Below are 12,737 nucleotides of genomic sequence, written 5' to 3'. Positions count from 1 at the left end.
GGAGGCCCAAATGGCGAACTATGACCTTATCGTGATCGGTGCCGGCCCTGGCGGCTATGTCTGTGCGATCCGTGCTGCCCAGCTTGGGCTGAAGACGGCCGTTGTGGAAGGCCGGGACAGCCTTGGCGGCACCTGCCTCAACGTAGGCTGCATTCCGTCAAAGGCGTTGTTGCACGCGACCGAGCAGTTGCACGAGGCCGAGCACAACTTTGCGAAAATGGGTCTCAAGGCCAAGGCTCCGACCGTCGACTGGACGCAGATGCTTGCATACAAGGACGATGTGATCGGCCAGAATACCAAGGGGATCGAGTTTCTTTTCAAGAAGAACAAGGTCGACTGGATCAAGGGTTGGGCTTCCATCCCCGGCGCCGGCCAGGTGAAGGTGGGCGACGAAGTTCACGGCGCCAAGGCCATCGTGATTGCGAGCGGTTCGGAACCCTCGTCGCTGCCCGGGGTCGAGATCGATGAGAAGACCATCGTGACCTCTACCGGCGCTCTGGCCCTGCCCAGGATCCCGAAGTCGATGGTCGTGATCGGCGGTGGCGTGATCGGGCTCGAGCTTGGATCGGTTTATAAACGCCTTGGCGCCGATGTGACGGTGATCGAATACCTCGACGGGATCACCCCTGGCCTTGACGGTGAAATTGCCAAGAACTTCGAAAGGATCCTGAAAAAGCAGGGCCTGAACATCCTGACCGGCGCCGCGGTTCAGTCGGTCGAACAGAAGGGCGGCAAGGCGACGGTGCGTTACAAGGCCCGCAAGGACGAAAGCGAGCATCATATCGACACCGAGGTCGTGCTCGTCGCCACCGGCCGTCGCGCCTATACGGGCGGGCTGGGGCTTGAGGCTGCGGGCGTGGAACTCACCCAGCGCGGTCAGGTCAAGATCGACCGCCATTACGCCACCAGCGTCAAGGGTATCTATGCGATCGGCGACGTGGTGGAAGGCCCCATGCTGGCCCACAAGGCCGAGGATGAGGGCATGGCGGTGGCCGAGATTATTGCCGGTCAGGCAGGTCACGTGAACTATGGGGTGATCCCCGCGGTGGTCTATACTCATCCCGAGGTGGCAAGCGTGGGCGAAACCGAGGAAAGCCTGAAGGCAGCCGGACGCGCCTACAAGGTGGGCAAGTTTTCCTTCATGGGCAACGGCCGCGCGAAGGCGAATTTCGCTGCCGAAGGCTTCGTGAAGATACTCGCCGACAAGGCAACCGACCGCATCCTTGGCGCCCATATCATTGGCCCTATGGCGGGCGATCTGATCCATGAGATCTGCGTTGCGATGGAGTTCGGCGCGGCTGCCGAGGATCTCGCGCGCACCTGCCACGCCCATCCCACCTATTCCGAAGCGGTGCGCGAGGCGGCCCTGGCCTGCAATAGCGGCGCGATCCACGCCTGAAATACCGCCGGATCGGGGCGCACAAGCTGCGTGCGCCCCCTTGTCCCGGGCGACCAGCGTGGATCTCCTGGTGCTGTCTGATGCGCACATCCAGCATCGAGGCCCGAGGGTCGGTCATGCCCGCACGCGGCCCGGCTTGAGGCGGCGCGGGCGGCCGAGAGCCCTGATCCTGGGCCCCAACCTCGCGAAGGGACACGCAGATCATCGCTGTCAGTTGCGCCTCAAGCCCCGATGCCAAAGCCCGAAGCGCAAAGGGATTCCGGAGGCTATCGTGAACACGCCGAAGCACGACCAGGTTCAGGAAACGGCGTTGCCGGATGCACAACCCCAGTCGGATCGCTCGGAGGCTGGATCGCGGATTACGACGACAACAATCCGCATGTGGGGCTGAGAGGCGCTTGCCCGTGGTCCCATCGCAGCTCCAACCGAAAGCCGCCTGCGTGTCTGGTGAAACGGGGCGGGACCACAAGCTGCACAGAACGTGTCTCCGCCTGCCGGCCCGCGGTGTCGAAACCGGAAGTGCTCGGGCGAGGTAGGTGCGCCGATCGTGGCGCAACGCTCCTGCGATGGTGACCCTGTGGCGCGCCGGGGCTGCCTTCCAGCCACGTGTCGCCGTGGCAGCGCGCGTGGTTGGCACTGCCTGCGCCGGAGGATCCCGTGGTGTTCGCTGCAGTGGTATGACGCCTGTTGAGAAAGCGCCGCTCAACAAGCGTCAAGACCTGGTCCGCGTAGCGCCGCACCGGTTTGACGATCAAATCTGCAAGATCGACGTCAACGAGCCACTTGCCGCCTCAAGACGAGCCTGCCCCCATCGCCAGCGACCTGCCGCCCGCCCATCTTCCGCAGTGAGGGCCCAACCGGCAGGGGCTCCGGATCACGAAGGCAGGTCGTCGCCAGCAGCGCCGGAAAGCCGGCTCACGCCTCAGGTTGCCAGATGACGCAGCCCCTGCGTCACATCTGTGCGCAGCGCCAGCCGCAAGGCCGGTTCATCGCCGGCCTTCAACGCCGCGATGATCATGCGGTGATGCGGCGGCGCTTCGTTGCGTCGCAGCCGCCCGTAAAGTGCGCGCATCGTCGGCCCCAGTTGCAGCCATACCGTCTCGACCATCGCCAGCATCGCGGGCGCCTGTGCGCGCAGATAAAGCGTCCGGTGAAACTCCAGATTGGTGCGGATGTATCCCACAGCGTCCTGCTTGACGACCGCCTCGGCATTCAGGGTGTTGATTGCCTGCAGCCGCTCGATCAGCGCGAAATGCGCGCGTGGCAGGGCGCGGCTTGCCAGTTCTGGCTCAAGCAAGGCGCGGATCGCGGCCAACTCCTCGATCCGCTCGCCCGAGAGTTCCGGGGTTGCAACCCGACCGGACGAGGACAGCGTGAGCGCCCCTTCAGCCACAAGTCGGCGCACAGCTTCGCGCGCCGGCGTCATGCTGGTTCCGAAGGCCTTTCCCAGTCCGCGCAAGGTCAGTGCCTGGCCCGGCGCCAGTTCCCCGTGCATCACCTGCGTGCGTAACGCCCTATAGACCCGATCATGGGCAAGGCTGTTGGCGTCGGGCAAGCGCGTCGGGGTTTTCATGTTGCGACAGATCACGATGACGCGCGCGCCGTCAATCCCCCTACGCGTCGGACGTGAAGAGAAAGCCGTGCAGACGGTTGCCATGGCTGCGCAGCCAGATCCGCTGCGCCCGCCAGTCCGGGCACAGGCCGGCGACGACTGCCCAGAAGGCCGGTGAGTGGTTCATCTCGCTCAGATGGGCAACTTCATGCGCGGCCACATAATCGAGTACCCCGGCCGGCGCCATGACAAGGCGCCAGGAAAACATGAGCCGGCCATCGGATGAACATGACCCCCAGCGCGACCGCGTATCGCGCAGCGTCAGACTGGAATATCCGAGCCCCAGTCTCGCCGCGTGCCGATCGCAGGCTTGGGCAAGCCGGTCGCGCGCGGCATGTTTCAGAAAACCCGCGATGCGGGGGCCGACTGCCCCGGATCGGGGCACCAGCAGGCGTTGAGCCTCGACCGTCGGGCTGCGTACCGGGGCCTGGGTGATGACAAGCTCTCTGCCTTCGAATGGCAAGAGGCTGCCCTCTCCGATCAGCTGGCGCTGCGGCAGGGCGGCCAGGGTCGTCCGGATCCATTCCTCCTGCGCCCGCGCGAATTCGAGGGCGTCGCCGGTTCGCGCCCGCTGCGGCACCGTCAAGGTAACCCGCCCGTCCAGCCGCGATACGCGCAGGGAAAAGCGCCTGGTCTGCGCAGAACGACGCAGGGCAATTTCAACGGGCGGGTTGCCGGGGAGGAGCGCGCGGTCCATATCACTCTGCGGGCGGGGAACGATCGCGCAAGCATAGCCGTCCCCGCCCGCAAGAAAAGGGAAATCTCGTCCCGGAGGCAGACCTGAAAGGCTTTGACACCCTGTGTCAACTGTGGCAGACGGCTGCGACTCCGGCATAATCAGTTGAGAAGGGGATGTCCATGCCCAAGGAAGAATGGGGCGTCAAGCGGGTTTGCCCCACCACGGGAAAACGCTTCTACGACCTGAACAAGAGCCCGATCGTCAGCCCCTACACCGGCGAGGTCGTTGACATCGAAAGCAGCCGTCGCAAGCTCGCCTCGGCCGCGCCGGTGCGCAGCAAGGTCGAGAAGGACGATGAAGTTCTGGTCGATGACCTGGATGCTGACGAGGATCTTCTCGCCACGGAAGAGACAGACGACGTCGATATCGATGACGATCTGCTTGAGGATGATGAAGACGACACAGTGTCGCTGGACGATCTTGCCGATGTAGGCGGCGACGACGACGAAGCGTGATCTTTTTCGCCGGGGGGCACTTTTTCCACTTGCACCGCCCCCCGGCCTGTCCTAAATGACCGCACGCGACCGGAAACGGTCGCTCCTCGGTGGGGCCATAGCTCAGTTGGGAGAGCGCTTGAATGGCATTCAAGAGGTCAGGGGTTCGACTCCCCTTGGCTCCACCAAAATAAGTTCAGAGAGTTACGAGCAAGCGCCCGCAAGGGGCTTTTCTCGTTTTGGCCGAATCATCACCGTGACGGTAATCGCCTGCCGCGTGGGCCAGACTCCCATCGAATGTGACTCCGCGAACGGGTAGCAGATTTTCGTTGAAATTCCGTGTGTTTTAACGAAATCCCGAGGGTTCAACTCCAAGGGGACAAATGAGGAAGCCGCATGTCTGTAGTGACGAAAGCTTTGAGGCGCTGATCCGTTGGAAAACGATCTTGCCCGTGTCTATAATCACTGGGAGGAGGTCAAGCGGAGCCAAGGTCAGCGTGCGGGCCACGGGTATGAGGCCCGGGACATCAACGCATCCGGTGCGGTTTCGGTGATCCTCCCGGGCCTTGAGCGCCTCCGCCGGATTTGAGGAAATCGACCCGGATCAGAGCTTAAACCATTGGTGCTGCGATACCCGGATCGGCTCACCCCGGAAGTGATCGCCGCCGCGCGCGAACGGATGAAGCTCGGAGCAAGCAAGGCCCAAGAGTTTCGGCGGCGGGATATTCAGTTCTTCGTCAAGTCCAGCGCCATTAACCTTTTCGGGGAGCCGGGCGTTCGCCCAACTGCTCGCCCAGCGTTTTTGTTGATGGTAGCACGCGCTTGACTCGGCAAAGCAGGAACGCACCTTTGGCTCGGATCGATAGCGGGATGCGGCGAGCTTGTGCCGCCGACTAATCCATTCAATCTCCATTCTATCGCCACTCGGATTGGTTTTCAAACATGCACGCTTTGCTAGATCCAAAAATCTGCATGAATGCAGAAGCTTGAGGCTATTTACCAGATCGGGCGCGGTTAACAGGTTCGGAGGATACGGCCCGAAGAAACCGCTTGTACGCAGTTCATGGCTCGGGCCAGTTAACAGCCCCTCCCGCGTAATACCCGAAAACAACGAAAGAACCCGGCCGCAGCCGGATCGGGAGAACGCTTTCGGTGAGACAAGTGGCGGAGGGGGTGGGACCGGAAACCAACGTTCTCCGGGTTGATGGCAGGTTCGGCAGCGCACTCAAGTGAAGGTTACGCCATTCATATAGAATAAAAAAAATGCTTCTTCTTTATGAGGGGCAGCCTCGGACCGATCGTCACGCTGCAGGCAATCGAAGACCAGTTGCCGAAGAGCATCCTTGTGACTCCGCAGTGGTCCGGCAAGATCCTGTGTCGCCACTATCAGTGTCTCCTCCGCACCCCTTTTCCCGATCGAGTATCGGCGCCGGATCGGATCTGGCGGCAGGTCGCCATGATGGGGGTACAGCAGCACGACGTTCGGGCAGTCGTAGAGTCTGCCAGATACACACTCCTCGGCTTCGACGACATCGACTGGAGCGATGAGAAGTACGCCAGCCGTGAGGCGATCTTCGATGCCTGCAAGAACCATCGCGACGGCGGTGGCGACATAGATGCAAGGTCCGGATGGGTCCAGATGCCCTTCCGATTCCGGAACTGTGTCCGGCAAGGCGACATCGTGATCGCGTCAAAGGGAAACCAGCAGTTCCGTGCCATCGGGGAGTTCGTCGGCGATTACGAGTTCAAGCTACGGCCTGAAAGGGGCTATGCCCACCGCCGCGCGGTGCGATGGCTTTGGGTGGATCGTGACGGGGTATCGTTCAAGCGCTTGGACAGGCTCATCCGCCTGATCAACTATAATGAAGTCGGAGTTGTGAAGCTTGGCTGCCGCGTCAGCTTTTTGGCTCTATCCCCCATTCAGCTCAGTCTTGTTGAGGAGGTATCCCACGAGCGGCTTGCTGGGGAAGACGCGATTCTCACGCTCGCGGCTGGATCGCACCCAGTAGTCCCGCGGATCGCCGAAGTGGCGGAATATTTCGCTTTGCTCGCCGTTCTTACTGTAGCGATCAAAGGCATCCATCGCCCCTTCGACCTCTGGCCTTGTGAAAAGGTCCCGCGACTCGATGTGTGTGGGAAGGCTCAGCGTCGCCGGTTGCCAATGACTGCCATTGCTATTTCCGTCAATAACCACGCCCGCTGCACGGCTCTGACTGTTGAACACATGATCGACGCTGAAACGAAAAAGTGCCGGATTTTCATCGGGGACGAGAATACCCTGTTCAACCAAACGGTCTCGTTCGGGCCTGTCGCGCTTCTTATTGGGGGATCCTTCCCGCATCGCGGTTGACCCCTAGCGAACAACGAAGCCAGATGGCACCGGCTTGCCGAAGGCGAGAGCCTGCTCTTTCTTGATTTGTAGCCAGCCGTCCTCAGGTTCTATCATCTTTTTCTTTAGACTCTGAAATCCACTGCATTCAACGCACAGAGCGTATTTACCAGCCGCATCTGCTCGACTGTCTCGCACCGCGCCTCGCGCAGACGCGGCGCGCCGAAGACCAGCGCAAGGCCTTTGGCGCGCGAGACAGCCACGTTGATCCGGTTGAGTGAGAACAGGAAGTCCATCCCGCGCGGCGTTTCCTCGGCTGATGAGGCCGTCATGGACACGAGGCAGACCGGCGCCTCCTGCCCTTGGAACTTGTCGACCGTGCCGACGCGGATGCGGGGCGGCAGTGCGTCGCGAAGGGCGTTCACATGCGCGTTGTAGGGGGCGACGACGATGATGTCCGTCTCGCGCATAGGGCGGCGCGTGCCGTCCTTCTCCGTCCACTCGCCTTTCAGAAGGTCGGCGGCCGCGGCCTGGATCGCGGAGACCTCCTCGGTCGAGACCTGCGCATTCCCTTCATGTGCGACCGGCACCCAGAAGGCCCCGGCCTCGGGGAACCGCGTGCCGCTTACCGCCTGACGCGCGGTATCGGGGTGGCTGGTCAGCCGACCTTCGTAGATCTGCTCCGAAATGAAGCGGCAGACCTCAGGATGCATGCGCCGCGAGACAGGAAGGAAGATGCCGCGGTCCGGCGGGATCGTCGCGTGATCGCCCAGCATCCAGTCGAGGCATGACAGGTTCGCAGGCTCGGGATGCGCGCCCTGGATCACCTGCGGCAGCTGACGCGGATCGCCGACCAGCACGATGTTGCGCGCGGCGCGCGCCATGGCGACCATGTTGGCGAGACCGACTTGTCCCGCCTCGTCGACAAACAGCCAGTCCAGCGTCTGCTCGAGCTCCGGGCGCGAGAAGAAGAAGGCGGTGCCGCCGACGACATGGGCCTCTGTCAGCGCGGGGTCGTCGTTGGACTTGGCGCGGGTGATGCCGGGAAAGCCCTCGGGATAGCCGTCATCCTCTCCGCTTACCTTGTGAGCGAGCTCGGCGTTCTCCAGCGTGATGTCCGGGTCGTCGTCCTCCAGCGCAAGAAGACACCCCATCAGCACATTGCGAATGGCCTCGTGGCTGTTCGAGGCCACGCCGACACGGTACCCTTGCCGTACGAGAGACAGGATCGCCCGCGCCGTGACATAGGTCTTGCCCGTGCCCGGCGGCCCCTGGATCGGCAGCACGGTGCCGTCCATCGCGCCCACCGCCGCGATCGTCCCGGCCACGGGATCGGCGCCCTCCAGCAAGTCGGGTTTCGGGCCAGTTGTTAGGCGCGGAGCTGCGCGGGACAGGAGGTCGTCGATGGCGGTGAACCGGCGCGGCCCGCATTGATCCGCGATGACGTCACGCAGTGCCGCGGCGATGACGCCGGTATTGAGCGGCCAGTCCGGGTGCAGCGTGAGACGCTCGCCCAGCAGGTGCGCTTTCTTTAGTCCCGCCTTGAGAGTGATCTCTCGCCTCGTCCGGTCGAGAGCCGCAATGTCAATGGTGGCAGGCGGTCCGTCGACGACTGGCACAGTCGCCTTCTTGCCGCCCCGCAGCTTCGTCTCCTGGGGCGGGAACCGATAGGTTCGCGCCATGGATCGCTTCTCCGGTTCCGCCGGCCCGAGAGCCTCGAGCCCGGCAAGCGCGTCGAGGTCGTCGATCAACTCGTCCTCGTCCTTGCCAGCGCTGTCGAACACCGTCCATTGCGCGGGTTTCGCTTCCCGCTTGTGGAACAGTCCGAGGTTGAAAAGCATCTGCTGGCGCTCGTCGGACAGCCCGGACGCGGCGAGCATGGCGCGCAGTTCGGAGGCGTCGGCATCCTCCGCCTCCTCTTTGTCGCCCGCATCGTCGGCCAGACGCGGCCAGGGGCGTTCGGGCCGGACCCGAACCAGCCAATCCCGGAGTTCCTCGGTGGAGATGCAGTCGATGCGGTTGTACTCCTCTATCTCGTCGAGGATCTGCTGCTCGCCCGTCTCACGCCAGCGCTCGTAGGCGACCACCGACCCACCCGCCGTCTTCACCGCGCCGTCGCGCTTTCGGTCATAGAAGGCTTCCATCGACTTGATGGAATAGTTCGCCTCCGAGCAGATCAGTCCGCCGCGCACGACGGCGTAGAGATCGACAAACCGGCGCTCGCGCAGGAGCCGGTCTAGGAACACCTCGCCGATTCCGTATTTCGTGGTCAGCCGACGCAGCGCGGTGATCTCGTAGGGAGCGTAATGGTAGATCCGCGCATCCGGGTAGGCGTCGAGCCGGGCTCGGAAGAACGCCAGCAACTCTGACAGGGCCTTCGCCTCGGCCTCATGCTCATGCGCCCAGAAGGCGTGGAAGCTCCCGTCGCACCACACGCCGTGAAGGTATTCGAGGCCGCCCTTGTAGTGCGGATCGCCCTCGATGTCGTAGAAGATGTCGCCGGGTGCCGGCGCGGGCAGCAGGCCGAAGCCCTTGCCCGGCTCGGGCGCGCGCAGCTCGTAGGTAGCCTCCCCCGTCTTGCGGGCATGTTGAAGCCGCGCCTGCATGACGAGCTTCGCGCGCGTTGTCTCCGCCATGCCGCGTATCGGGTGATCGAGGTGGGCCAGCGCCTCCATCGTCTTGATTCCCGCCACTTCGAGCTTCTTCACCTGTCCGCGGCTGATACCCGCCACGTTGAAAAGGCTGTCCTCGGCGGCCCAGACGCTTTCGCAATGGTCAGCCCAGCGGCACAAGGCGCAATCGGCGCAGGGGATGGGGCGCGTGTGCGACGGGTTCGCCACGAAGGCCTCGAGCCGTGCCCGCGCGCCGCGTGCATAGTGCGCGTAATCTGCGAGGCGCAGGGTTGCGCGCTCCCCCGAGCCGAGCTCGACGTGGGCGAATTCGGGCGTCGCACCCTGAACTTTGGCAAGAAGGTCAGAATAGAGCACGAGCTGGAGGACGTGTTTCGGATGGGCGCGACGCTTCAGCTTGGTATCGGCGACCTCGTAGCTGAAGGGCCCGAGCGCCGAGGGGCGCTCAACGCGCTCCAGGAAGTCCGACCAGCCGCCCCAGTTGCCCGACAGGAACGCGCCCTGAAAGACCACCTCGGCACCTTCTTTCATCGCCATCCGCGTGGCCTCCGCATCGCGCGCCAGATCGCCGCGCGGGATCTCGACCACATCCATGCCAGCGCTCTTCAGCCGCTCCACATGCGCGGCTTCATGGGCGTCGCCCTGCTTCTGTAGAAGTGCAGCATCCTCGCTGTCCTCGCTCGGCTCCGGCCCTTCGCCGCGCAGGCGCATGAGATCGAGCGTCGTCGCATGGGCGCAGCCCATGAACCGCATCAGGTCGCTCGCAGAGAAGAGGATGTTGCCGCCGATTTCCCGCATGGGCTCCTTCAATCGTCAATGAGCGCAACCCGAACCGCGGAAACGTCTCCTGATTGCAGCTTCTTAAATCACCCCTATGGGTGTCAATAACTGTCGGCCCTTACGAAGGTCCGGCGCCTGAACAGCCACGCCTCAAGCCTTCTTGGCATTTCCGCCACGGACGATCCGGAGCCTCTGCGGAGAAATCAGCGAAGCTCGCTTCCCCTTCGCCCCCATCCACAGAGAGAAGCCTTTCTCGATCAGTTCCGCAGCTTCATCGAGGGTCTTCACATAGACGGTGTGTTCGGCGTGATGCTTGGCGTTGCCTTGGGCAGGGTCGCCAAGGCGGTAACCTTTCGACGTAAAGTCTGGTTCTTCCACAACGCCCTCACGTGGAGAAACTCGTTCGATCCTGATCACACGCCCACTCATCGCCATCCATCTCCCTTTCGAAGCTTCTGTCTGCCTTTCGCCCGTTCTTCTGCAGTACGTAGAGAATCAGGTCGACAGGACACGAATAGCTTCTTAGCCTCCAAGGGTGTCAAAAGTTGGCAGGCTGCGAGGCGCGCATGTCCTTTTCCAAGGCTCAGGACCTGATCCGGCTCGCACAGTTGGCTGCGGCAAGACGCAGTGGGATCAGCCTCGAGGAGATCACACTGGAGTTCGAGGTGTCGCATCGGACAGCGCAGCGGATGACCGACGCTCTGGAGGAAACCTTTGGAAACGTCGTGGTAGAGGATGGCGAGGACCGCAAACGACGCTGGCGCCTGATCGATCCTGGCCTCAACCGCCTGCAACTTCGCCATGAAACAGGTGTGGAAGCCTTGGAGATCGCCGTTCGCGGGGCGGAGGCCGAGGGTCGGCTACGACATGCACGAGCCTTGGCTGATCTGCGCGAGGGGCTGCTGGCTCAGGCGCCCTCCCGGGCCCGTATCGAGACTGACGCAGAGGCGGTCCTGGCCGCCATGGGACAGGTCACGCGCCCCGGCCCGAAAGTCAGCGTCGAGACAGACGTGCTCGATGCCATCATCGAGGCCCTGCGCGGCCCGTTTCGCCTGAGTGTCCGCTACAACCAGGACGACGCAAATCGCATCCTGGAACCACATGGCGTCTTGCTGGGCCACCGGACGTACCTCGCTGCACGCGACCCCGCCAAAGCAGACGAGGTACGCAATTTCCGCATCGACCTGATCCGCGCTGCGGAAGTTCTCGACGAGAGCTTTCGGCTTCAGGAGGGCTTCAGCATCGTGGACTACGCCGCACGGTCCTTCGGGGTCTGGCAGGATCCCGAACAATACGGCGAGGTGATCTGGCGCTTCGCGCCTGAGGCAGCCGAGCGCGCCGCTGGCTTTCGCTTTCATCCGCGGCAAGTGCTTGAGCCGCAAGACGACGGCAGCCTTGTCGTGCGTTTCGAGGCAGCAGGCTGGCTGGAGATGACCTGGCACCTCTACCAGTGGGGGAACAAGGTCGAGGTCATTGCCCCGGAGGCGCTTCGGGCGATGGTGGACGGATACCGCCGGTCCGATTTCGGCGCGATGCCGTGAACGAGTATTAGAAACGGAGGATTTCGATGACGGACAGCCTTACGTTCAGCGCTTTGAAGGAGAAGCAACGCGCAATCCGTGCGGGCTTTCCCGAGACGATGGGGCTACGCGTGCACCGCTCCATCAGCTGGATCGGCCGAGCAGAGGCGTGCGGCGACGATCACGATGCGCGCTTCATCTTTCTCTGGATTGCCTTCAACGCTGTCTATGCGGACGAGCGCGAATTCCAATGGGTTGCACCCGGGGAAAGGGCTGCGATCGTCGATTACTTTGGCAAGCTGTTGGCGCGGGCTGAAGAGCGACGCGTTTACAAGGCGCTATGGCAACGGTTCTCAGGCCCAGTTCGGATGCTCATGGAGAACCGCTTCGTCTTCAACCCATTCTGGCAGCATCAGAACGGCATAGATGGGTTCGAGGATTGGGAGGAAAGGTTCCGGACCTCCTCGCGCAGCTTTGCACAGGCGTTCCAGGCCGGCGATAGCGTTCGCGTTCTCAGCTTCGTCTTCGACCGGCTCTACGTGCTGCGCAATCAGCTGGTGCACGGCGGATCGACGTGGAACAGCGGCGTGAACCGAGCACAGGTCCGTGACGGCGCCGCGATACTCGGCTTCCTCCTCCCGGTCTTCGTGGACCTGATGATGGACAACCCGAAGGAGGATTGGGGGCGTCCCTTTTACCCGGTGGTCGAGTAGCCAGACTGTACACAGTTCATTCGCTCAATAGTTCAATCAGCGGCGCCTCTAGTTCTGCGTGAGTTCCGCACACCCCGCGGCAATCAGAGCGTCGGCACAGGCGTCCATCTCATCCGGGGAACGGGTCGGATCATCAGCCTCGCCCCGCGGCACGAAGAGCACGAGACCGGCCCGGGCCCGGGTAAGCAGCACGCGATAGCCATTCAGCCGAAAACGCTGTTTCTCAGTGTCTCGAGCAATCTGCCATCGAGGCGCACGCATCATCCTAGGCAGCCAACCCTGATCATTCCAGATCAAGTCGCCCCCCCAACACAGGCAAGCATAATCCAACTCGAGCCCCTGGCACCCAAACTCGCTCATCGGGGTCTCAAGCGCGCCAGCGCTGCGGAAATCCGTGAATGGCTTCAAGAACCAGTGGCCGATGGGGTTCAACTCATTCGATCGCGGTGAAGGCGGCACTCCCTCGCCGACGAGGCGGACGGCCCCCGAGCTCGCCAGCAGGCCGACGGTTCGACCGCCTCGTCGCCGTTGACGGAGCCATTGCTTCGCGACGGAGAGGTCTCGCGTCATCAAGGCCGGCG

Annotated in this window: 11 protein-coding genes and 1 tRNA gene; 6 read left to right on the top strand and 6 right to left on the bottom strand. The window is 62.9% G+C overall.

The features are described from left to right. Positions 1-10 precede the first annotated feature (10 nt). Positions 11-1,399 (top strand): dihydrolipoyl dehydrogenase, encoded by a 1,389-nt coding sequence (gene lpdA, locus ACFQXB_RS13625; RefSeq protein WP_377404782.1) that lies wholly within the window; start codon positions 11-13, stop codon positions 1,397-1,399. A gap of 922 nt (positions 1,400-2,321) precedes the next feature. Here the strand turns inward: lpdA and ACFQXB_RS13620 are convergent. Then, positions 2,322-2,972, bottom strand: coding sequence for a GntR family transcriptional regulator (locus ACFQXB_RS13620; protein ID WP_377404779.1), 651 nt, complete (start codon positions 2,970-2,972; stop codon positions 2,322-2,324). Between the two features lie 40 nt (positions 2,973-3,012). Beyond that, the gene (locus tag ACFQXB_RS13615; RefSeq protein ID WP_377404776.1) at positions 3,013-3,708 is read right to left on the bottom strand and encodes a M48 family metallopeptidase; all 696 of its coding nucleotides are present in this window, start codon (positions 3,706-3,708) and stop codon (positions 3,013-3,015) included. Positions 3,709-3,869: 161 nt separating this feature from the next. Between ACFQXB_RS13615 and ACFQXB_RS13610 the strand changes: the two genes are divergently transcribed. Both ACFQXB_RS13610 and ACFQXB_RS13605 read left to right on the top strand, forming a co-directional pair. Next, positions 3,870-4,205 (top strand): TIGR02300 family protein, encoded by a 336-nt coding sequence (locus tag ACFQXB_RS13610; RefSeq protein ID WP_377404773.1) that lies wholly within the window; start codon positions 3,870-3,872, stop codon positions 4,203-4,205. 91 nt (positions 4,206-4,296) lie between these two features. Further along, positions 4,297-4,372: transfer RNA gene (locus tag ACFQXB_RS13605), tRNA-Ala, on the top strand. A 416-nt stretch (positions 4,373-4,788) separates the two neighbouring features. On the opposite strand, the gene ACFQXB_RS13600 is transcribed toward ACFQXB_RS13605, so the two are convergent. Beyond that, on the bottom strand, positions 4,789-5,097 hold the full coding sequence (locus tag ACFQXB_RS13600) for a hypothetical protein (RefSeq protein WP_377404770.1): 309 nt from the start codon (positions 5,095-5,097) through the stop codon (positions 4,789-4,791). Between the two features lie 414 nt (positions 5,098-5,511). Here ACFQXB_RS13600 and ACFQXB_RS13595 point away from each other — a divergent pair, with 414 nt between their 5' ends. Continuing rightward, positions 5,512-6,534 carry a hypothetical protein gene (locus tag ACFQXB_RS13595; RefSeq protein ID WP_377404767.1) on the top strand — a complete coding sequence of 341 codons (1,023 nt, stop codon included), beginning with the start codon at positions 5,512-5,514 and terminating at the stop codon, positions 6,532-6,534. 104 nt (positions 6,535-6,638) lie between these two features. On the opposite strand, the gene ACFQXB_RS13590 is transcribed toward ACFQXB_RS13595, so the two are convergent. Both ACFQXB_RS13590 and ACFQXB_RS13585 read right to left on the bottom strand, forming a co-directional pair. Continuing rightward, positions 6,639-9,941: a TM0106 family RecB-like putative nuclease gene (locus ACFQXB_RS13590; protein WP_377404764.1), complete on the bottom strand. Its 3,303-nt coding sequence runs from the start codon at positions 9,939-9,941 to the stop codon at positions 6,639-6,641. Positions 9,942-10,073: 132 nt separating this feature from the next. Continuing rightward, a complete protein-coding gene (locus tag ACFQXB_RS13585) occupies positions 10,074-10,340 on the bottom strand; it encodes a hypothetical protein (RefSeq protein ID WP_377404761.1) in 267 nt (88 codons plus the stop codon). A 149-nt stretch (positions 10,341-10,489) separates the two neighbouring features. Between ACFQXB_RS13585 and ACFQXB_RS13580 the strand changes: the two genes are divergently transcribed. Both ACFQXB_RS13580 and ACFQXB_RS13575 read left to right on the top strand, forming a co-directional pair. Then, positions 10,490-11,464: a helix-turn-helix transcriptional regulator gene (locus ACFQXB_RS13580; RefSeq protein ID WP_377404758.1), complete on the top strand. Its 975-nt coding sequence runs from the start codon at positions 10,490-10,492 to the stop codon at positions 11,462-11,464. A gap of 26 nt (positions 11,465-11,490) precedes the next feature. Beyond that, entirely contained in the window at positions 11,491-12,156 is a 666-nt protein-coding gene (locus ACFQXB_RS13575; RefSeq protein ID WP_377404756.1) for a hypothetical protein, read from the top strand. A gap of 48 nt (positions 12,157-12,204) precedes the next feature. Here the strand turns inward: ACFQXB_RS13575 and ACFQXB_RS13570 are convergent, their stop codons facing one another. Further along, entirely contained in the window at positions 12,205-12,726 is a 522-nt protein-coding gene (locus ACFQXB_RS13570) for a DNA/RNA helicase domain-containing protein (protein ID WP_377405235.1), read from the bottom strand. Positions 12,727-12,737 lie beyond the last annotated feature (11 nt).

It is taken from the genome of Halodurantibacterium daqingense, from assembly GCF_042666235.1.
In the GTDB taxonomy this organism is placed as follows: domain Bacteria; phylum Pseudomonadota; class Alphaproteobacteria; order Rhodobacterales; family Rhodobacteraceae; genus Halodurantibacterium; species Halodurantibacterium daqingensis.
Note: the sequence above shows the minus strand (reverse complement) of the source record. Positions and strands in the feature narration are given on the sequence as shown.

Bases quoted from the DNA above. Each gene is read 5' to 3' on its own strand.
- lpdA (WP_377404782.1), top strand. From the start codon at position 11: ATGGCGAACTATGACCTTATCGTGATCGGTGCCGGCCCTGGCGGCTAT.
- ACFQXB_RS13620 (WP_377404779.1), bottom strand. From the start codon at position 2,972: ATGAAAACCCCGACGCGCTTGCCCGACGCCAACAGCCTTGCCCATGAT.
- ACFQXB_RS13615 (WP_377404776.1), bottom strand. From the start codon at position 3,708: ATGGACCGCGCGCTCCTCCCCGGCAACCCGCCCGTTGAAATTGCCCTG.
- ACFQXB_RS13610 (WP_377404773.1), top strand. From the start codon at position 3,870: ATGCCCAAGGAAGAATGGGGCGTCAAGCGGGTTTGCCCCACCACGGGA.
- ACFQXB_RS13600 (WP_377404770.1), bottom strand. From the start codon at position 5,097: ATGGAGATTGAATGGATTAGTCGGCGGCACAAGCTCGCCGCATCCCGC.
- ACFQXB_RS13590 (WP_377404764.1), bottom strand. From the start codon at position 9,941: ATGCGGGAAATCGGCGGCAACATCCTCTTCTCTGCGAGCGACCTGATG.
- ACFQXB_RS13580 (WP_377404758.1), top strand. From the start codon at position 10,490: ATGTCCTTTTCCAAGGCTCAGGACCTGATCCGGCTCGCACAGTTGGCT.
- ACFQXB_RS13575 (WP_377404756.1), top strand. From the start codon at position 11,491: ATGACGGACAGCCTTACGTTCAGCGCTTTGAAGGAGAAGCAACGCGCA.
- ACFQXB_RS13570 (WP_377405235.1), bottom strand. From the start codon at position 12,726: ATGACGCGAGACCTCTCCGTCGCGAAGCAATGGCTCCGTCAACGGCGA.